This window comes from Streptomyces sp. NPDC051064 (genome assembly GCF_044455985.1).
GTDB lineage: Bacteria > Actinomycetota > Actinomycetes > Streptomycetales > Streptomycetaceae > Streptomyces.
The window spans coordinates 202,068-221,266 of the sequence record NZ_JBITFK010000004.1 but is presented as its reverse complement, the minus strand read 5'-3'; the positions used below and the strand labels follow the sequence as shown (position 1 = coordinate 221,266).

Annotated in this window: 17 protein-coding genes; 10 read left to right on the top strand and 7 right to left on the bottom strand. The window is 69.0% G+C overall.

Features of this window, described 5'->3' with window-relative positions; all coding sequences use genetic code 11:
- Positions 1 to 3: 3 nt before the first annotated feature.
- Positions 4 to 504 (top strand): phosphoribosyltransferase, encoded by a 501-nt coding sequence (locus ACIBCU_RS15930; protein ID WP_356709419.1) that lies wholly within the window; start codon positions 4 to 6, stop codon positions 502 to 504.
- A gap of 70 nt (positions 505 to 574) precedes the next feature.
- Here the strand turns inward: ACIBCU_RS15930 and ACIBCU_RS15925 are convergent, their stop codons facing one another.
- From ACIBCU_RS15925 to ACIBCU_RS15915, 3 genes are all read right to left on the bottom strand, one after another.
- The gene (locus tag ACIBCU_RS15925) at positions 575 to 1,507 is read right to left on the bottom strand and encodes a Yip1 family protein (protein ID WP_362943419.1); all 933 of its coding nucleotides are present in this window, start codon (positions 1,505 to 1,507) and stop codon (positions 575 to 577) included.
- Positions 1,508 to 1,708: 201 nt separating this feature from the next.
- The gene (locus tag ACIBCU_RS15920; RefSeq protein WP_399231876.1) at positions 1,709 to 3,976 is read right to left on the bottom strand and encodes a heterodisulfide reductase-related iron-sulfur binding cluster; all 2,268 of its coding nucleotides are present in this window, start codon (positions 3,974 to 3,976) and stop codon (positions 1,709 to 1,711) included.
- Positions 3,977 to 4,068: 92 nt separating this feature from the next.
- Complete coding sequence (locus tag ACIBCU_RS15915) at positions 4,069 to 4,812, bottom strand: sugar transferase (RefSeq protein ID WP_399231874.1); 744 nt, start codon at positions 4,810 to 4,812, stop codon at positions 4,069 to 4,071.
- A gap of 294 nt (positions 4,813 to 5,106) precedes the next feature.
- Between ACIBCU_RS15915 and dnaK the strand changes: the two genes are divergently transcribed.
- The 4 genes from dnaK to ACIBCU_RS15895 all read left to right on the top strand — a co-directional run bounded on the left by dnaK (position 5,107) and on the right by ACIBCU_RS15895 (position 9,336).
- The gene (gene dnaK / locus ACIBCU_RS15910) at positions 5,107 to 6,963 is read left to right on the top strand and encodes a molecular chaperone DnaK (protein ID WP_362943499.1); all 1,857 of its coding nucleotides are present in this window, start codon (positions 5,107 to 5,109) and stop codon (positions 6,961 to 6,963) included.
- Positions 6,960 to 7,610 (top strand): nucleotide exchange factor GrpE, encoded by a 651-nt coding sequence (gene grpE, locus ACIBCU_RS15905; RefSeq protein ID WP_362943502.1) that lies wholly within the window; start codon positions 6,960 to 6,962, stop codon positions 7,608 to 7,610. The genes dnaK and grpE overlap by 4 nt, the downstream gene beginning before the upstream one ends.
- Before the next feature lie 93 nt (positions 7,611 to 7,703).
- A complete protein-coding gene (gene dnaJ / locus ACIBCU_RS15900) occupies positions 7,704 to 8,888 on the top strand; it encodes a molecular chaperone DnaJ (RefSeq protein ID WP_399231871.1) in 1,185 nt (394 codons plus the stop codon).
- A gap of 1 nt (position 8,889) precedes the next feature.
- Positions 8,890 to 9,336: a heat shock protein transcriptional repressor HspR gene (locus ACIBCU_RS15895; RefSeq protein ID WP_362943508.1), complete on the top strand. Its 447-nt coding sequence runs from the start codon at positions 8,890 to 8,892 to the stop codon at positions 9,334 to 9,336.
- Positions 9,337 to 9,365: 29 nt separating this feature from the next.
- On the opposite strand, the gene ACIBCU_RS15890 is transcribed toward ACIBCU_RS15895, so the two are convergent.
- Together ACIBCU_RS15890 and ACIBCU_RS15885 are read right to left on the bottom strand one after the other, a co-directional pair.
- Positions 9,366 to 10,388: a helix-turn-helix transcriptional regulator gene (locus ACIBCU_RS15890; protein WP_362943511.1), complete on the bottom strand. Its 1,023-nt coding sequence runs from the start codon at positions 10,386 to 10,388 to the stop codon at positions 9,366 to 9,368.
- A gap of 187 nt (positions 10,389 to 10,575) precedes the next feature.
- Positions 10,576 to 11,559 carry a helix-turn-helix transcriptional regulator gene (locus ACIBCU_RS15885; RefSeq protein WP_362943514.1) on the bottom strand — a complete coding sequence of 328 codons (984 nt, stop codon included), beginning with the start codon at positions 11,557 to 11,559 and terminating at the stop codon, positions 10,576 to 10,578.
- Positions 11,560 to 11,687: 128 nt separating this feature from the next.
- On the opposite strand from ACIBCU_RS15885, the gene ACIBCU_RS15880 reads away from it, so the two are divergent.
- Positions 11,688 to 11,975 (top strand): hypothetical protein, encoded by a 288-nt coding sequence (locus ACIBCU_RS15880; protein ID WP_362943517.1) that lies wholly within the window; start codon positions 11,688 to 11,690, stop codon positions 11,973 to 11,975.
- Entirely contained in the window at positions 11,972 to 12,292 is a 321-nt protein-coding gene (locus ACIBCU_RS15875; protein ID WP_033296620.1) for a (2Fe-2S)-binding protein, read from the top strand. The genes ACIBCU_RS15880 and ACIBCU_RS15875 overlap by 4 nt, the downstream gene beginning before the upstream one ends.
- 160 nt (positions 12,293 to 12,452) lie before the next feature.
- Here the strand turns inward: ACIBCU_RS15875 and ACIBCU_RS15870 are convergent, their stop codons facing one another.
- A complete protein-coding gene (locus ACIBCU_RS15870) occupies positions 12,453 to 12,854 on the bottom strand; it encodes a TIGR03618 family F420-dependent PPOX class oxidoreductase (protein WP_362927371.1) in 402 nt (133 codons plus the stop codon).
- 137 nt (positions 12,855 to 12,991) lie between these two features.
- Here ACIBCU_RS15870 and clpB point away from each other — a divergent pair, with 137 nt between their 5' ends.
- The 3 genes from clpB to ACIBCU_RS15855 all read left to right on the top strand — a co-directional run bounded on the left by clpB (position 12,992) and on the right by ACIBCU_RS15855 (position 17,831).
- Positions 12,992 to 15,598 (top strand): ATP-dependent chaperone ClpB, encoded by a 2,607-nt coding sequence (gene clpB / locus ACIBCU_RS15865; protein ID WP_399232316.1) that lies wholly within the window; start codon positions 12,992 to 12,994, stop codon positions 15,596 to 15,598.
- A gap of 348 nt (positions 15,599 to 15,946) precedes the next feature.
- The gene (locus tag ACIBCU_RS15860; RefSeq protein WP_393756164.1) at positions 15,947 to 17,215 is read left to right on the top strand and encodes an MFS transporter; all 1,269 of its coding nucleotides are present in this window, start codon (positions 15,947 to 15,949) and stop codon (positions 17,213 to 17,215) included.
- 70 nt (positions 17,216 to 17,285) lie between these two features.
- The gene (locus tag ACIBCU_RS15855) at positions 17,286 to 17,831 is read left to right on the top strand and encodes a YbjN domain-containing protein (protein WP_104787131.1); all 546 of its coding nucleotides are present in this window, start codon (positions 17,286 to 17,288) and stop codon (positions 17,829 to 17,831) included.
- Positions 17,832 to 17,909: 78 nt separating this feature from the next.
- Here the strand turns inward: ACIBCU_RS15855 and ACIBCU_RS15850 are convergent, their stop codons facing one another.
- Positions 17,910 to 19,091: a pyridoxal phosphate-dependent aminotransferase gene (locus tag ACIBCU_RS15850; protein ID WP_399231866.1), complete on the bottom strand. Its 1,182-nt coding sequence runs from the start codon at positions 19,089 to 19,091 to the stop codon at positions 17,910 to 17,912.
- Positions 19,092 to 19,199 lie beyond the last annotated feature (108 nt).

Sequence of the window (19,199 nt, the reverse complement as noted above, 5' to 3'; positions counted from 1 at the left end):
GGCATGGCTGGTGAAGTGCGGGAGAATCTGACGTACGAGGTCTTCGGACACGCCGTACGTGAGCTGGCCCAGGCGGTGGCCGACGACGGCTACGAGCCCGATGTCGTGCTGAGCATCGCGCGGGGCGGGGTCTTCGTCGCGGGTGGTCTGGCGTATGCCCTGGACTGCAAGAACATTCATCTGGTGAACGTCGAGTTCTACACCGGGGTCGGGACCACCCTGGAAATGCCGGTGATGCTGGCGCCCGTGCCGAATGCCATCGACTTCACGCAGAAGAAGGTGCTCATCGCCGACGACGTCGCCGACACCGGAAAGACGCTGAAGCTGGTCCGCGACTTCTGCATCGATCATGTGGCCGAGGTGCGCAGCGCCGTCATCTACGAGAAGCCGCATTCGCTCGTGAAATGCGAGTACGTGTGGAAGAAGACCGATCAGTGGATCAACTTCCCGTGGAGCGTCGAGAAGCCCGTCGTGCGTCGTGAGGGCCAGGTCCTCGACTCCTAGGACCTCCGCCACAGGACAGACACGGGAAGGGCCCCGGTGCATCGCACCGGGGCCCTTCCCGCGCGTCGGATCAGATCGTTCCGAGCTTGATGATCGAGAGCAGCGCGATCAGCTGGATCGCGGAGGCGCCCAGCGCCTTCGGCCACGGCAGGTCGTGCGACTTGCTCACCATCGAGGTGAACAGCGCTCCGGCGGCCAGCCAGGTGATCCACCCGAGGATCTGGACCAGGGAGTTCTCGCCGCCGAGGAACAGGGCGAAGACCAGGCGCGGTGCGTCCGTGATCGACATGATGAGCATCGAGAGGCCCACGGTCGGCTGCCAGGAGCCCGTGCCGCCCAGCTGGCGGGCCAGGGTGTGCGTGACCGCGCCGAGGACCAGTCCGCCGATGACGAAGCCGACGCCCGTGAAGATCACGTACGGGGCGGCCGTGGAGACCTCCGCATGGATCGCCTCGTCGCGGGCCTGGTCGAAGCCGAAGAGCGCGAGCAGGCCGTAGATGAACGTGACGACGATCGCGGTGCCCCAGACGGGGTAGTCGCGCATCTGCCAGAAGGTCGGTCCCGGCCGCATCACGATGCCGCTCAGCAGCTGCTTCCAGTGGAGCCTGGGCCCCGAGGGGTGCGCGGGGGCCTGGCCGGCCTGGTAGGTGTTGCCGTCGCCGTACGGGTCCTCGTTGATGCTGAACGCCTGGGTGTGCCCCGGGGCGTTGGCATACGGGTCCTGCTGCGAGGGCTGCTGGTGCGGGTCGCCGAAGTACTCCGGCTCGCCGTGCCCGCCTGCGTGCCCGTGCCCGTGCCCACCCCCGTGTCCGTTGCCGCCGTGCCCGCCGCCGTACGGGGCGCCCTGGGGGCCTCCGTACGGTGCGCCGTTGCCTCCTGCCGGGGGCCACGACTGCCCGCCGTACGGCGGCGGTGATGCCTGCGCGCCGTACGGCTGTTGCTGCTGCGGGTGTTGTTGCGGTGTGCGGTTGTCCCGGCCGCGTCCGATCCTGAATCCAGCCACACATCGAACGTACCTGGTCCGTGTGGGTGCGGTGTGAGGGCCGGGGGAACACGGGGCCCATTGCGGCCTAGCTGTGACATCCCCTAGGGGAACCCCGGGGGGCCCGCGCCACCCGTGGGCGGGCCGGCAGCACCCCTGGAACGCCGGAGCGGCCGGTCCTGCCCCCGAGGCAGGTCCGGCCGCTTCCGTGGAGGGAGACAGCTACTGGACGGGTTCCGGTTCCGGCTGGTCGGCAGTCTCCGCGTCGCCCGCCGGGTCGGCGGGTGTCTTCACCGATTCGAGGAGCAGCTGGGAGACGTCGACGACCTGGATCGACTCCTTGGCCTTGCCGTCGTTCTTCTTGCCGTTGACCGAGTCGGTCAGCATGACGAGGCAGAACGGGCAGGCGGTGGAGACGATGTCCGGGTTGAGGGAGAGGGCTTCGTCGACACGCTCGTTGTTGATGCGCTTGCCGATCCGCTCCTCCATCCACATCCGGGCACCACCGGCGCCGCAGCAGAAGCCGCGCTCCTTGTGGCGGTGCATCTCCTCGTTCCGCAGGCCCGGCACCTTCGCGATGATCTCGCGCGGGGGCGTGTAGATCTTGTTGTGGCGGCCCAGGTAGCAGGGGTCGTGGTACGTGATCAGACCCTCGACCGGCGTCACCGGGATCAGCTTGCCCTCGTCCACCAGGTGCTGGAGCAGCTGCGTGTGGTGGATGACCTCGTACTCGCCGCCGAGCTGCGGGTACTCGTTCGCGATGGTGTTGAAGCAGTGCGGGCAGGTCGCGACGATCTTCTTCGCCGACTTCGCCTTCTTGGTGGAGTCGTCCTCGTCGTCCTCGCCGAACGCCATGTTCAGCATCGCGACGTTCTCCTGGCCGAGCTGCTGGAACAGCGGCTCGTTGCCCAGGCGGCGGGCGGAGTCACCGGTGCACTTCTCGTCGCCGCCCATGATCGCGAACTTGACGCCCGCGATGTGCAGGAGCTCCGCGAAGGCCTTCGTCGTCTTCTTGGCCCGGTCCTCCAGGGCGCCCGCGCAGCCGACCCAGTACAGGTAGTCGATCTCGCTGAGGTCCTCGACGTCCTTGCCGACGATCGGGACCTCGAAGTCGACCTCCTTGGTCCACTCGACGCGCTGCTTCTTGGCGAGCCCCCAGGGGTTGCCCTTCTTCTCCAGGTTCTTGAGCATCGTGCCCGCCTCGGACGGGAACGCGGACTCGATCATCACCTGGTAGCGGCGCATGTCGACGATGTGGTCGATGTGCTCGATGTCGACCGGGCACTGCTCGACGCAGGCACCGCAGGTGGTGCAGGACCACAGCACGTCGGGGTCGATGACGCCGTTCTCCTCGGCGGTGCCGATGAGGGGGCGCTCGGCCTCCGCGAGTGCGGCGGCGGGGACGTCCTTGAGCTGCTCCTCGGAGGCCTTCTCGTTGCCCTCCATGTCCTTGCCGCCGCCGGCCAGCAGATACGGGGCCTTGGCGTGCGCGTGGTCGCGCAGGGACATGATCAGGAGCTTCGGGGAGAGCGGCTTGCCGGTGTTCCAGGCGGGGCACTGCGACTGGCAGCGACCGCACTCGGTGCACGTGGAGAAGTCGAGGATGCCCTTCCAGGAGAACTGCTCGACCTGGGAGACACCGAAGGTGTCGTCCTCGCCCGGGTCCTCCCAGTCGATCTCCTTGCCGCCGCTGGTCATGGGCTGCAGCGCGCCGAGCGCGACCTCGCCGTCGGCGTTCCGCTTGAACCAGATGTTCGGGAAGCCGAGGAAGCGGTGCCAGGCGACACCCATGTTGGTGTTGAGCGAGACCGTGATCATCCAGATCAGGGAGACGCCGATCTTCACCATCGCGGTGAAGTAGATGAGGTTCTGGAGGGTGCCGAGCGCGAGGCCCTTGAAGGCGAGCACGAGCGGGTACGAGACGAAGTACGCGGCCTCGTAGCCCTCGACGTGGTGGATCGCGCCTTCGAGACCGCGCAGGGTCAGGATCGCCAGGCCGATGACGAGGATGACGTACTCGACGAAGTACGCCTGCCAGGCCTTGGAACCGGCGAAGCGGGACTTGCGGCCGGCCCGCGAGGGCAGGTTCAGCAGTCGGATGGCCATCAGCGTCACGATGCCGAGCACGGTCATGATGCCGATGAACTCGATGTACAGCTCGAACGGCAGCCAGCTGCCGACGATCGGCAGCACCCAGTCGGCCTGGAAGAGCTGTCCGTACGCCTGGAGCAGCGTCGGCGGCAGTGTCAGGAAGCCGATCGCGACGAACCAGTGGGCGAAGCCCACGATCCCCCACCGGTTCATCCGGGTGTGGCCGAGGAATTCCTTGACCAGGGTGATCGTGCGCTGCTTGGGGTTGTCGGTGCGGCTGCCTGCCGGCACCGGCTGTCCGAGACGGACGAACCGGTAGATCTGCGCGACGGCTCGGGCGATGAGCGCAACGCCGACGACAGTCAGCACCAGCGACACGATGATCGCGGCGAGTTGCATTTGGGGGCTCCTCGGGCCTGCGAGGGTGGGATCCAGCGCGTACAAGCGATTACTAAGCAGTAACTTAATCAGTCTGTGCTGACACTATCCACTTATTCCGCCCCGCTGTAGCCGGGAAGGCGGTGATCTGTGTCGCTCAGGTGGGCCTTCCCCGGACGTCGCAGTCCGCGGAGCGCCGCACGCAGGGGGATGCGTACGGATTGCGCCAGGATCGCCAGGTCGAGCCCTGTCCCATGATGCTCTGCGTAGTGCGCGTCCAGGAGGGCGGGTTCGTCCCAGGGCATCCCTGAGCGGGCGCGTACCTGGGCCAGCCCGGTCAGGCCGGGCCGGACGCTCTGCCGCCAGTGACCGGCGGCGGGCCCCAGGAGGGCGGCCTCGTCCGGGGTGAGGGGTGCCGGGCCGACCAGGGAGAGCTCTCCCCTTACGACGTGGGGCAGCCGGGACAGCAGGTCGAGCCGGAGCCGTCGGGTGCGCAGCGAGCGCAGCTCGAACGGGTGGCCGCCCAGGCCCACCCGGGTCTCGCGCTCCAGTACGCCTCCCCCGTCGCGGGGTGGCCGGACGGCCAGGGCCAGCGCGGTGAGGGCGAGTGCGGGAGCCGTCAGGAGCAGCAGCGCCGAGCCGAGTGTCAGGTCCAGGGACCGTTTGGCCGTCATGGCCGACAGGGAGCCGGTGATCCGCCTGGCGGCCCTGGACGTCAGGGCCCCGGTGGCGCGCCGGGCCGTCACGGTTGCGACGGCGATCCCGGGGAAGGGGCCGGTGGCGGGCCGGGGCACCCTGGCCGCAGACGGGGCAGGGTGCCGTCTCCTTCGTTCCGCAGTCTGCTTCGCGTTCCGCATGGCACCTGCCCGGAGTCGATGACGGGACGGTATGACCGTCTCGATGCATTTTGTGACAGAACGATCCCACGGTGCGATGGTGGGTGGGGTGTGTGTGGCGTGCCGCGCATCGCGGTGTCGCGGATCGAGGCGACGGCGGCGGGCTTCTTTCACCACCCGAACGCGGAAAATACCTGCTCAGGGCGGGCCCGAGCACATAAGTTGAGTGTAAGTGGCTCAGGTCCTTTGACTCCGGGGTGGCTGTCATGCATCCTTGAGTCAGATCCACTCAAGTAGTCAGTTGGAGGAATTGAAATGGCACGTGCGGTCGGCATCGACCTGGGCACGACTAACTCCGTCGTCAGCGTTCTCGAAGGCGGCGAGCCCACCGTCATCACCAACGCCGAAGGCGCCAGGACCACGCCGTCCGTCGTCGCCTTCGCGAAGAACGGCGAGGTGCTTGTCGGCGAGGTGGCCAAGCGCCAGGCGGTCACCAACGTCGACAGGACGATCCGTTCGGTCAAGCGCCACATGGGCACTGACTGGAAGATCGAGCTCGACGGCAAGAACTTCAACCCGCAGCAGATGAGCGCCTTCATCCTGCAGAAGCTGAAGCGCGACGCCGAGTCGTACCTGGGCGAGAAGGTCACCGACGCGGTGATCACCGTCCCGGCGTACTTCAACGACTCGGAGCGCCAGGCGACCAAGGAGGCCGGCGAGATCGCGGGCCTGAACGTCCTGCGTATCGTCAACGAGCCGACCGCCGCCGCCCTGGCGTACGGGCTCGACAAGGACGACCAGACGATCCTCGTCTTCGACCTCGGTGGCGGCACCTTCGACGTGTCCCTCCTGGAGATCGGCGACGGCGTCGTCGAGGTGAAGGCCACCAACGGTGACAACCACCTCGGCGGTGACGACTGGGACCAGCGGGTCGTCGACTACCTGGTGAAGCAGTTCGCCAACGGGCACGGCGTGGACCTGTCCAAGGACAAGATGGCTCTCCAGCGTCTCCGCGAGGCCGCGGAGAAGGCGAAGATCGAGCTCTCGTCCTCGACCGAGACCACGATCAACCTGCCCTACATCACGGCGTCCGCCGAGGGCCCGCTGCACCTGGACGAGAAGCTCACGCGCTCGCAGTTCCAGCAGCTGACCGCGGACCTCCTGGACCGCTGCAAGAACCCGTTCCACAACGTCATCAAGGACGCGGGCATCCAGCTCTCCGAGATCGACCACGTCGTTCTCGTCGGTGGCTCGACCCGTATGCCGGCCGTCGCCGAGCTCGTCAAGGAGCTCACGGGCGGCCAGGACGCCAACAAGGGTGTGAACCCGGACGAGGTCGTCGCCATCGGCGCCTCGCTCCAGGCCGGTGTCCTCAAGGGCGAGGTCAAGGACGTCCTGCTCCTCGACGTGACCCCGCTGTCCCTCGGCATCGAGACCAAGGGAGGGATCATGACGAAGCTCATCGAGCGCAACACCACGATCCCGACCAAGCGTTCCGAGATCTTCACGACGGCCGAGGACAACCAGCCGTCCGTGCAGATCCAGGTCTACCAGGGCGAGCGCGAGATCGCGGCGTACAACAAGAAGCTCGGGATGTTCGAGCTCACCGGTCTGCCGCCGGCCCCGCGTGGTGTGCCGCAGATCGAGGTCGCTTTCGACATCGACGCCAACGGCATCATGCACGTCGCTGCCAAGGACCTCGGCACCGGAAAGGAGCAGAAGATGACCGTCACCGGTGGCTCCTCGCTGCCGAAGGACGAGGTCAACCGGATGCGCGAAGAGGCCGAGCAGTACGCCGACGAGGACCACCGCCGTCGCGAGGCCGCCGAGTCGCGCAACCAGGGCGAGCAGCTCGTCTACCAGACGGAGAAGTTCCTCAAGGACAACGAGGACAAGGTCCCCGGCGATGTGAAGACGGAGGTGGAGACCGCGCTCACCGAGCTGAAGGAGAAGCTCAAGGGCGAGGACACCGCCGAGATCCGCACCGCCACCGAGAAGGTCGCGGCCGTCTCCCAGAAGCTGGGCCAGGCGATGTACGCCAACACCCAGTCCGAGGGTGCGACGCCGGGTGCCGAGGCGCCGGGCGACGACCAGGCCAAGGCCGCTGACGACGACGTCGTCGACGCCGAGATCGTGGACGACGAGAAGGACACGAAGGGCGGTGCGGCGTGACCGAGGAGACTCCGGGCTTCGACGAGAAGCCTGACGTCCCCTCCGGCGCCGATGCCGACGACGCCGAGCCGAAGGCCGCCACCCCCTCCGAGGAGGAGGCGGCGGCCCCGGCCGGGGACGTACAGCAGACAGTGGCCCTGACGGCCCAGCTGGACCAGGTCCGTACGGCGCTCAACGAGCGCACGGGCGACCTCCAGCGGCTCCAGGCCGAGTACCAGAACTACCGTCGTCGGGTCGAGCGCGACCGGGTCACGGTCAAGGAGGTCGCTGCGGCGGGTCTCCTGACCGACCTCCTGCCCGTGCTCGACGACATCGGCCGGGCGCGGGAGCACGGCGAGCTCGTCGGCGGCTTCAAGGCCGTGGCCGAGTCGGTGGAGACGGTCGTCGCGAAGATCGGCCTCCAGCAGTTCGGCAAGGAGGGCGAGCCCTTCGACCCGACGATCCACGAGGCCCTGATGCACTCGTACGCGCCGGACGTCACCGAGACGACCTGCGTGGCGATCCTGCAGCCTGGGTACCGCATCGGGGAGCGCACCATCCGCCCCGCGCGGGTGGCCGTGGCCGAGCCGCAGCCGGGCGCCACGCCCGCGGCGGCGAAGGAAGAGAAGGCAGACGACGAGGAGAGCGGTGGCACCGAAGAGGTCTGACATTCCGTCCGACCACAGCGGTGAACACCGACGGGGCGTGCGGTCGGCCACAGGGCCGGCCGCACGGCCGATCGTCCGGAAGGAGGGACGTCGATGAGCACGAAGGACTTCGTCGAGAAGGACTACTACAAGGTTCTCGGCGTCCCCAAGGACGCCACCGACGCCGAGGTCAAGAAGGCGTACCGGAAGCTCGCCCGCGAGTACCACCCGGACGCCAACAAGGGTGACGCCAAGGCCGAGGAGCGCTTCAAGGAGATCTCCGAGGCGAACGACATCCTCGGCGACCCCAAGAAGCGCAAGGAGTACGACGAGGCGCGCGCCCTCTTCGGCAACGGAGGCTTCCGGGCGGGTCCCGGCGGTGCGGGCGGCAACTTCAACTTCGACCTGGGCGACCTCTTCGGGGGCGCCCCGGGCGGTGGCCAGGGCGCCGGCGCCGGCGGTTTCGGCGGTGGCGGACTGGGCGATGTCTTCGGCGGACTGTTCAACCGCGGTGGCGCGGGCACCCGCGTCCAGCCGCGCCGTGGCCAGGACATCGAGTCCGAGGTGACGCTCAGCTTCACCGAGGCGGTCGACGGGGCCACGGTCCCGCTGCGGATGTCCAGCCAGGCCCCCTGCAAGGCGTGTTCGGGCACCGGTGACAAGAACGGCACCCCGAGGGTCTGTCCGACCTGTGTCGGCACCGGGCAGGTGTCGCGAGGCACCGGCGGCGGATTCTCGCTCACCGATCCCTGTGTGGACTGCAAGGGCCGCGGCCTCATCGCCCAGGACCCCTGCGAGGTCTGCAAGGGCAGCGGCCGGGCGAAGTCCGCCCGCACCATGCAGGTCAGGATTCCCGCCGGCGTCCTGGACAACCAGCGGATCCGGCTGCGCGGGAAGGGCAGCCCGGGAGAGCGCGGCGGCCCGGCCGGCGACCTGTACGTCGTCGTCCACGTCGACGCCCACCCGGTGTTCGGCCGCAAGGGCGACAACCTCACGGTCACCGTGCCCGTCACCTTCCCGGAGGCGGCGCTCGGCGGCGAGGTGAAGGTGCCCACCCTCGGCGGGCCTCCCGTCACCCTGAAGCTTCCGGCCGGAACGCCCAACGGACGTACGATGCGGGCCCGGGGCAAGGGCGCGGTCCGCAAGGACGGCACCCGGGGCGACCTCCTGGTCACCGTCGAGGTGTCCGTGCCCACGGACCTCGGCGCGGACGCTCAGGACGCGCTGGAGGCCTACCGGAAGTCGACCGCGGGGGAGGACCCGCGGGCGGAGCTGTTCCAGGCTGCGAAGGGAGCTTGAGATGGACGGCCGTCGACGCAATCCGTACCAGCTGACCGACGAATCACCGGTCTACGTGATCTCGATCGCGGCCCAGCTCTCGGGCCTGCACCCGCAGACACTGCGCCAGTACGACCGCCTCGGCCTGGTCTCGCCCGACCGCACGGCCGGGCGCGGCCGGCGCTACTCGGCCCGTGACATCGAACTGCTGCGTACGGTTCAGCAGCTGTCACAGGACGAGGGCATCAACCTCGCGGGCATCAAGCGCATCATCGAGCTGGAGAACCAGGTCGCCGCGCTCCAGCAGCGCGTCGCCGAGCTCTCGGCGGCGGTGGACGGCGCGGCGGTCGCCATGCAGCAGCGTGAGGCCCAGGTACACGCCTCCTACCGGCGTGATCTGGTGCCGTACCAGGATGTGCAGCAGACGAGCGCCCTGGTGGTCTGGCGGCCGAAGAGGCCGAAGAACTGATCCGGCCGGGAAGGGCCCGCCCCTGAGTCTCACGACTCGGAGGCGGGCCCTTCCCGCGTGGCCGTGGCGTCGTCCACGGCACCGGACCGCACGATGCCGGACCGCACGATGAGGACCCCGAGATGGGTCCGGCTGGTGGCGCCCAGGGTCTGCATCAGCCTGGCGATGTGGGAGCGGCAGGTGCGGACGCTGATGCCCAGCTTGCGGGCCACCGCGTCGTCGACGTGGCCCTCGCTGAGGAGCCGGGCGATGCTCTGCTGCACGGCCGTGACCTGGATCCCAGGGGTGGTCGTGGGGAGCTGCCGGGTGAGCGGGACGGCCTGGGCCCAGAGGACCTCGTAGACCTGGACGAGGTAGCGGACGAGGGCGGGGTGCCGGATCTCCAGCGCCACGTCGTGCTCGGGGCCGGCCGGTATGTAGGCGATGCTGCGGTCGAAGATGATGAGCCGTTCGACGCTCTGCTCCACGGTACGGATCTGGAGGCAGTCGGGCGGTACCTGTGCCACGTACTCCTTGACCCGTGAGTTGTAGCGCGCCGGATGCTGGTAGATGTGCCGCAGGCGGGCTCCTCCCGCGATGGCCGCACGGGCGTTGTCCAGGCCCTGCCGCATGTTGTGCTCCAGCCGATTGCCCCCGGGCTGCGCCGTGAGTACCTCTTCTCGCGCACGGAGGGAGGCTTCCTGGAGAGCGGACACGATCAGCGGTCTCCCCTCGAGCACGGTGATCGCCAGATTGGGGTCCTCGTCCGCGACGGAGGCCAGCGGGGTGAGCGCCCGGCTCAGCGCGGTGCTCAGCTGTATCCGCTCGTCGATCTCGCGGGCGATGGGCTGCAGCAGGTGGGCCAGCGCGGCGGACGGCGGGACGGGGCGCAGCCAGGCGTCGTCGCCCGTGTCGGGGTGTACGAGGGCCATGTCGATCAGGCACGGCGCCGGTGCCAGGGCTGCGCGGGAGACGCCGCCCGCGCGGAGCGCCTCCTCGTACAGCTGGATCGCCGGGGCGCACAGCTCTCTGGGGCCGTGCGAATGTGCCGGGTTTGTCTCAGCAGACTCCATTTGATGACCCCTCACTTCGTGCAGTGCAGAAAGATGACGGTGGCGGAAGCGGCGCCGGCGGGGGAGTGTGGGCAGGCCGGGCCAGGGGGGAACTCGCCCGGCTCGACACGGGCGTGGCTGTGCTCTCTCCTCGGGCGCGGACAGGTCCTCCGGGTTCCGGGGCGGGGGTGGCGTGGGCCTCGCAGGCTCAGGAGTCCTGGTCCAGGATTCCCGAACGTGCGATCAGGTAGCCGAGTTGGGCGCGGCTGGTGCTTCCCAGGGTGGCCGACAGCTTGGCGACGTGGGCACGGCAGGTGCGGACGTTCATGCCGAGACGGCGGGCGATGGAGTCGTCCACGTGGCCTTCGACAAGGAGTTGCGCGATGGAGCGCTGGACCCCGCTGATCCCCTCGGGGGTCGGCTCGTACTTGATCTCCTCCAGAAGCGGTGCGGCCCTGGTCCAGAGCTGCTCGAAGACCTTGGCCAGGTACTCGACCAGGCCGGGGTGCCGTAGCTCCAGGGCGACCATGCGGTCGTCCTGGGCGGGAATGAAGGCGACGGTGCGGTCGAAGACGATCAGACGTTCGATGAGCTCTTCGAGGGTGCGGATCTCCACGTGGTCGCCGGCCATGCGTTCGGCGTAGGCCAGCGTGCTCTGGCTGTGGCGCGCGGTGTGCTGGTACAGGGTGCGGATCCTGATGCCGCGGTCCACGACGGACAGACCGCGCTCCAGCGACCTGCTGAGGATGTCCTCGGGCCTCCCTCCCCCCGGCTGGACGGTGAGGACTTCGGAACGGCACTCCGCGGTCGCGAGATCGAGGGACGCGTTGATCCGGTTGACGCCCTCCAGCACGGTGATGGCGTGGTTGGCGGACGGGCCCTGTGCGCTGATGTCCATGAAGGGCTCGAAGCACTCGGCCAGCGCCAGCGAATGCCTGCGGCGTTCCTGGATTTCGCGTTCTATGGGATGCAGGTGCTGCGCCAGGGCCGCCGACGGTGCGACGGGCCGGAGCCAGTCGGCGGCGTCGGGATCGGGGTGCAGCAGTGCGAACTCGATCAGGCAGGGCGCCGGCTCCACTTCGGCGCGGGCGATGCGTCCGGTGCGCAGCGCTATGGCGTAAAGGCGTGCTCCGTCGTCACATAGTTCGGCAATCCCGTGAGGATGTGTCGGTTTTGTGGTACTTGCGGCCATATCTCCACCCCCCAGGTTCCTGAACTTGCAGGAACATGATGCATCGACGCAGTGGTGTTCGAGTGCCCAGGTGAGACATCGTCTTCAGTGCGGGGGAGAAGAATCCACAAGTGAGGACGAAGCCGACTATGTACAAGCGAATGCTTCGCTCGGCGCTTGCCGCCTCGTTCGTCGCGGCCATGGGTTTGGGGCTGTCGAGCGCAGGCGACATCGGCTGGAGCGGCGAGGCGGCTGCTGCGCCGAGCGACATCGGCTGGAACGTGCAGGCAGCCGCACCGGAGGACATCGGGTGGGTCGCTCCCGCGAGCGGCCAGGGGGACATCGGCTGGGTAGCACCCGCACGTGGGCAGGGGGACATCGGCTGGACCGCCCCGGCCGACATCGGCTGGACCGCTCCGACCGGCACCGCGGCATGACCACTCCACCGGACGACCGCACCTTCCGGCGGGAGATGGCCACGGCATATCGCTCAGGGTGGCATTTCATCGATCTGCTCACGGCACTTACCCGCCAGGGCGATTCGTTGATGGTCACCCTGTTCGGAGAGCCGATTGTCGTCGTGATGGAAACGGATGACGATATCCGCGCCTATCGCTGTCTTCGCCGGCCACGCGGAGCGCCGCAACCGGTTCGCTGTGCCGTGAGGTACGGCATGATTTTCGTAAATCTCGATCAGCGCGACCATGAACTGTTCGAGCAAGAAGCCATTTCCGCCACCCCCCGCAGTGCCTGAACGATTCCCCCGTCGTTCCATATCGTTCCGGCACTTCCCCCACACAGCGGCGCCATCGTGACCTGAACACGATGGCGCCGTTGTGCTGCCCGGAATCAATTCGGCATTTCTAAGAGCTGTCCCGTCATCCCTGGCGGGCGCACGGATTACGGGACAGCCCTCAGGCGTTTCCGAGCGCCCTGTCGACGGCGATCTCGATGACGACCCGCTCCGGGTTGTGCCGCGGGGTGCGCTCGTAGCGTTCCGCGTAGCGGCGTACCGCGTCCTGGACCTCCTCGGGCTCCGTCCGGACCACCGCCCGGCCCTCCAGGGTCGCCCAGCGGCGCCCCTCCATCTGGCAGACCGCGACCCGCGCGCCCCCAGGGCCCGCCGCCCGGACGTGGGCGGCCTTTCTGGTGTTCCCGCCGGTGATGACGCGGGCGAGCCGCGTCTCCGGGTCGTAGGTCACCCCCACGGGCACCACATGCGGTGTGCCGTCCGGGCGGAGCGTGGTCAGGGTGCACACATGGCGTTCCCGCCAGAAGGCGAGGTATCCGGGGCCGGGATTGCGTACGTCAGGCATGGGGTCAGCCTAGAGAGGGGGCATACGGACGAGGAGGGAAGGCGCCGTACCGGCCTTGAGTGGAATAGACTCAACTTTGTACCCGTTGTTCGAGTCATAGTTCCGTGAAGCACCAGCACGAGGAGGAGACAGCGCCCGTGGACGCCGAGCTGACCAACAAGAGCCGGGACGCCCTGAACACGGCCACCACCAGGGCCGTCAAGGACGGTCATCCCGATCTGACCCCCGGGCACCTGCTGCTTGCGCTGCTCGCGGGCGAGGACAACGCGAACATCACCGACCTGCTGGCCGCCGTCGAGGCCGATCAGGTGGCCGTACGCGAGGAAACCGAGCGGCTCCTGGGCTCGCTGCCCAGCGTGACCGGCTCGACCGTCGCCCCGCCGCAGCCGAGCCGCGACATGCTCGCCGTCATCGCCGACGCCGACCAGCGCGCCAAGGAGCTCGGCGACGACTATCTCTCCACCGAGCACCTGCTGATCGCCCTCGCGGCGAAGGGCGGCCGAGCCGGTGAGATCCTCGACAATCAGGGAGCCAGTGCGAAGAAGCTGCTGGACGCATTCGAGAAGAGCAGGGGAGGGCGCCGGGTGACCACTCCCGACCCCGAGGGCCAGTACAAGGCGCTGGAGAAGTTCGGTACGGACTTCACGGCCGCCGCCCGCGAGGGCAAGCTCGACCCGGTCATCGGCCGCGACCAGGAGATCCGCCGCGTCGTGCAGGTGCTGTCGCGCCGTACGAAGAACAACCCGGTGCTCATCGGCGAGCCCGGCGTCGGCAAGACGGCGGTCGTCGAGGGCCTCGCCCAGCGCATCGTCAAGGGCGACGTACCCGAGTCCCTGCGGAACAAGCGGCTCGTCTCCCTGGACCTCGGAGCGATGGTCGCGGGCGCCAAGTACCGCGGCGAGTTCGAGGAACGCCTCAAGACCGTCCTCTCCGAGATCAAGGAGAGCGACGGGCAGATCATCACCTTCATCGACGAGCTGCACACCGTCGTCGGCGCGGGCGCCGGCGGCGACTCCGCGATGGACGCGGGCAACATGCTCAAGCCGATGCTCGCCCGTGGTGAGCTCCGCATGGTCGGCGCCACCACGCTGGACGAATACCGCGAGCGCATCGAGAAGGACCCCGCCCTGGAGCGCCGCTTCCAGCAGGTCATGGTCGCCGAGCCGTCCGTCGAGGACACCATCGCCATCCTGCGTGGCCTCAAGGGCCGCTACGAGGCGCACCACAAGGTCCAGATCGCCGACTCCTCGCTGGTGGCCGCCGCGACGCTCTCGGACCGCTACATCACCTCCCGGTTCCTCCCCGACAAGGCCATCGACCTCGTCGACGAGGCGGCCTCCCGGCTCCGCATGGAGATCGACTCCTCCCCCCTGGAGATCGACGAGCTCCAGCGGTCCGTCGACCGTCTGCACATGGAGGAGCTGGCGCTCAAGAACGAGAGCGACGAGGGCTCCAAGCAGCGTCTGGAGAAGATCCGCCGCGACCTCGCCGACAAGGAGGAGGAGCTGCGCGGCCTCACCGCCCGCTGGGAGAAGGAGAAGCAGGGCCTGAACCGCGTCGGTGAGCTCAAGGAGCGCCTCGACGAGCTGCGCGGCCAGGCCGAACGCGCCCAGCGCGACGGCGACTTCGACACCGCCTCCAAGCTGTTGTACGGAGAGATCCCCGGCCTGGAGCGGGAGCTGGCCGAGGCCGACGAGGCCGAGCAGGAGGCCGCCCAGGACAAGGACACCATGGTCAAGGAGGAGGTCGGCCCGGACGACATCGCCGACGTCGTCGGAGCCTGGACCGGGATCCCGGCCGGACGCCTCCTGGAGGGCGAGACCCAGAAGCTGCTGCGGATGGAGTCGGAGCTGGGCAGGCGGCTGATCGGCCAGACCGAGGCCGTGCGCTCCGTGTCGGACGCCGTACGGCGCACCCGCGCGGGGATCGCCGACCCCGACCGCCCCACCGGCTCGTTCCTCTTCCTCGGCCCGACCGGGGTCGGCAAGACGGAGCTGGCCAAGGCGCTCGCGGACTTCCTGTTCGACGACGAGCGGGCCATGATCCGCATCGACATGAGCGAGTACGGCGAGAAGCACAGCGTCGCCCGTCTCGTCGGGGCCCCGCCCGGCTACGTCGGCTACGAGGAGGGCGGCCAGCTCACGGAGGCGGTCCGCCGCCGCCCGTACAGCGTCGTGCTGCTGGACGAGGTCGAGAAGGCCCACCCCGAGGTCTTCGACATCCTGCTCCAGGTGCTCGACGACGGCCGGCTCACCGACGGCCAGGGCCGGACGGTGGACTTCCGCAACACCATCCTGATCCTCACGTCGAACCTCGGCAGCCAGTTCCTGGTCGATCCCCTGATCGAGCCCGAGGCGAAGAAGGAGCGGGTCCTGGGCGTCGTACGGGCCTCGTTCAAGCCGGAGTTCCTCAACCGGCTCGACGACCTGGTCGTCTTCTCCGCCCTGTCCGGAGACGAGCTGGCTCACATCGCGGGGCTCCAGGTGGCCCGTCTCGCCGGCCGGCTGGCCGACCGGCGGATCCAGCTCGACGTCACCCCGGACGCCCTGGCCTGGCTGGCCGAGGAGGGCAACGACCCGGCGTACGGCGCCCGGCCGCTGCGCCGGCTCATCCAGACCGCGATCGGCGACCGGCTCGCGAAGGAGATTCTGGCGGGCGAGGTCAAGGACGGCGACACGGTCCGGGTGGACCGGGCCGGCGACGGACTGATCGTGGGCACCGCGACCGCGGTGAAGACGCTGTAGGCGGTAGCCGGTGACCTGTGTCCCCGGCCGGAGGACCTCTCGTCCCCGGCCGGGGACACACGTGTGTACGGCCCGTGTCCGCATTGATGTGTGCATCCGGCACGCATCATCGGTGGAACCGCCCACTAAATTGAGCCGAAAATTTCCGTTCCGTGGCTGATTGGGGGGACGCGATACGGGCCGGAACTCGCTTTTTGTACCGCGGCGATACATATCTGTGTGCTCGGGCGGAACCGCCGGGTCGGCTGTTCGGGTGATCGTGTTCCGCGCAATATCAGGACACTTTGGGCCCATTTCCTTTGCGGCGGCGGTGGCCGGTCCGAATTCCGAAGCCGGTAAGGTACGCGCATGACGGAGCGGATACCCGGTGAGCAGAGTGCGGAGCCGAAGGATTGCAAAAGTGACAGCCTCATTCGCCTGAGCGAATTTCGTACGCTGTGGGCGGCTTTTGCTCAGTCGGTGCTGGGTGACCAGCTGGCGCGGGTGGCGCTGTCGCTGCTGGTGTTCGAACGCACCGAGTCGGCCGGCTGGACCGCGGCGACCTACGCCCTGACGAGTCTGCCCGCGCTGCTGTCCGGGGTGCTCCTCACCGGTCTCGCCGACCGCTTCCCCCGGCGCACGGTCATGATCAGCTGCGATCTGGTGCGCGCCGTCCTCGTCGGACTCATGGCCCTGCCCGGTACGCCCTTGCCGCTGCTCGCAGGGCTCCTGGTGCTGGCCCAGCTCGCCGAGGCGCCTTTCGGGGCGTCGCAGGGTGCCCTCATGCCGGCCGTCCTGGGCGAGCGCCTGTACGAGCGGGGCCAGCGGGTCATGCTGATCACCCATCAGGCCGGACAGCTGGTCGGCTTCGCCGTCGGAGGGGTGCTCGTCGTCTGGCTGGGCAGCCATGTCTCCCTCGGGCTGAACGCGGTGACGTTCCTGATCTCCGCGGCCCTGATCAGACTGGGTGTGAAGGCGAGGCCGGTGGACAAGGAAGCCGACGCCCCGCCGAAGCGGATGCACACCCAGGTGGGGAAGGCCGCCGCACTGATCTGGTCGGACCCCCGGCTGCGGTCGCTGGTCGCGCTCGGCTGGCTGGCCGGGTTCATCGTGCTGCCGGAGGGCCTGGCCGCCCCCTTCGCCGAGGAGGCCGGCGCCGGCGCCGCGTCGGTGGGGCTCCTGCTCGCCGCGCATCCCACCGGCATGGTCCTGGGCGCGGCGTTCCTGGGGCGCGCGGGTTTCGACGTGGAGCGGCGCCGCCGACTGCTCGGGCCGCTGGCGGTGGGTGCGAACCTTCCGCTGGTCGTCTACTGGGCGGGCCCCGGTGTGGGCGTGGCCTTGCTGGTCCTGCTGGTGTCGGGTCTCTGTTCCGCCTACCAGATCACCGCGGGTGCGACCTTCGTGCTGCTCACCCCGGCCGATCAGCGCGGTCAGGCACTGGGGCTGGCCAGGTCGGGACTGACCGCCATGCAGGGGATCGGCGTCGCGGCGGGCGGCCTGGCCGCGGAGCTGTCCGGGTCCTCGGCGCAGACGATCGGAGGGGCGGGCCTCGTCGGCACGCTCTGCGCGGTCCTCGTGGCGGTTTCCTGGTCGCGTGCCAGGGGAACGAGCGCGGGGACGATTCCCCTGAGCGCATAGGACCACCGGCCGCGATGGCGGCTAGGGTCGAAGCCAGGAAACCACGTGCGATCCACAGGAGTACCCAGCGATGTCTATCGACCCGTCCTCGATCCCTAACTTCGGGGGCCAGCCCGAACCGCAGACGTCAGGCCCCGAGGGCCCCGTGGTCCCCGACCAGGACCTCGTCAAGCAGCTCCTCGAGCAGATGGAGCTGAAGTTCGTCGTCGACGACGAGGGCGACCTCGCCGCGCCGTGGGAAGACTTCCGGACGTACTTCATGTTCCGCGGGGAGGAGGAGCAGCAGGTCTTCTCCGTCCGGACCTTCTACGACCGCCCCCACGCCCTGGACCAGCGGCCCGTTCTGCTCGACGCGATCGACGACTGGAACCGCCGCACCCTGTGGCCCAAGGTCTACACGCACGCCCACGAGGGCGAGGAGGGCACCGCGGCCTCCGTACGGCTGGTCGGTGAGGCGCAGATGCTCATCGGCACCGGTGTCAGCCTGGAGCACTTCGTGTCGTCGACGGTCAGCTGGGTGCGGGCCTCGATCGAGTTCGACAAGTGGCTCGTGGAGCGTCTCGGCCTGGAGCCCGCCGAGAAGAAGGACGAGGGCGAGGAGCCCACGGAGGCCTGATCCGGCCGGACCGCGGAGGCCCGGTCCGGAGCGCGGCCCACACGGCCGGCGCCCGGACCGGGCCTCTGTCATGGGCGGTCAGGAGGCCCGGAGGCTCTTCAGCCGGGTGACCGCCTCGGTGAGCACGTCCGTGCGCTTGCAGAACGCGAAGCGTACGAAGGGGGCGCCCTGCTCGCGGTGGTCGTAGAAGACCGCGTTCGGCACGGCCACGACCCCGCAGCGTCCCGGGAGCGCCCGGCAGAAGGCGAAGCCGTCGCTCCCGTCGCCGAGCGGGCGGATGTCGGCGGTGACGAAGTACGTTCCGGCGGGCTTGTAGACCTCGAACCCGGCCTCGGCGAGGCCCGTGACGAACAGGTCGCGCTTGGCCCGCAGGCCGGTGCGGAGCCCGTCGAAGTAGCTGTCGGGCAGCCGCAGGGCCTCGGCGACGGCGTACTGGAAGGGGCCGCCGGAGACGTACGTCAGGAACTGCTTGGCGGAGCGGACCGCGGTGACCAGCTCCGGGCTCGCGGTGATCCAGCCGATCTTCCAGCCCGTCAGCGAGAACGTCTTGGCCGCGCTGCTGATGCTGACCGTGCGCTCCCGCATGCCGGGGAAGGACGCGAGGGGGATGTGCTCGCCCTCGAAGACGAGGTGCTCGTAGACCTCGTCGGTGACGACCAGCAGGTCCCGCTCGCACGCGAGTGCGGCGACGGCCGCGAGCTCGTCACGGGTCAGGACGGTGCCGGTCGGGTTGTGCGGGGTGTTGAGCAGGATCAGCCGGGTGCGGGGCGTGACGGCCGCGCGCAGCTCGTCGAGGTCGAGCCGGTAGGCGCCCTCGTGGGGCCTGAGCGTGACGGGGACGCGGGTACCGCCTGCCATGGCGATGCAGGCGGCGTACGAGTCGTAGTACGGCTCCAGCGCGATGACCTCGTCGCCGGGCTCCAGGAGGGCCAGCAGGGAGGCGGCCACCGCTTCCGTGGCGCCCGTGGTGACCAGGACCTCGGCATCGGGGTCGTACTCCAGTCCGTACTGCCGCAGCTGGTGCTCCGCGACCGCGGAGCGCAGCTCGGGGATGCCGGGGCCCGGTGGGTACTGGTTGCCGTGGCCGGCGCGCAGGGCGCGGACGGCGGCCTCGCGGATCTCCTCGGGGCCGTCGGTGTCGGGGAAGCCCTGACCGAGGTTGATCGCCCCGGTCTGTACGGCCAGCGCCGACATCTCCGCGAAGATCGTCGTGCCGAACTCGGTGAGGCGGCGGTTGAGCAGCGGTCGTCCCTGTGTCATGGGCGCCATCCTGTGCCGAAGCTCTGGAGTTGCTCAAGTCTGCTTTGGCCGCGGCGGGGCGCGGGAATCCAACGGTCAGTCGAGAAGCGGGGACCTCGCTTCGGGGGA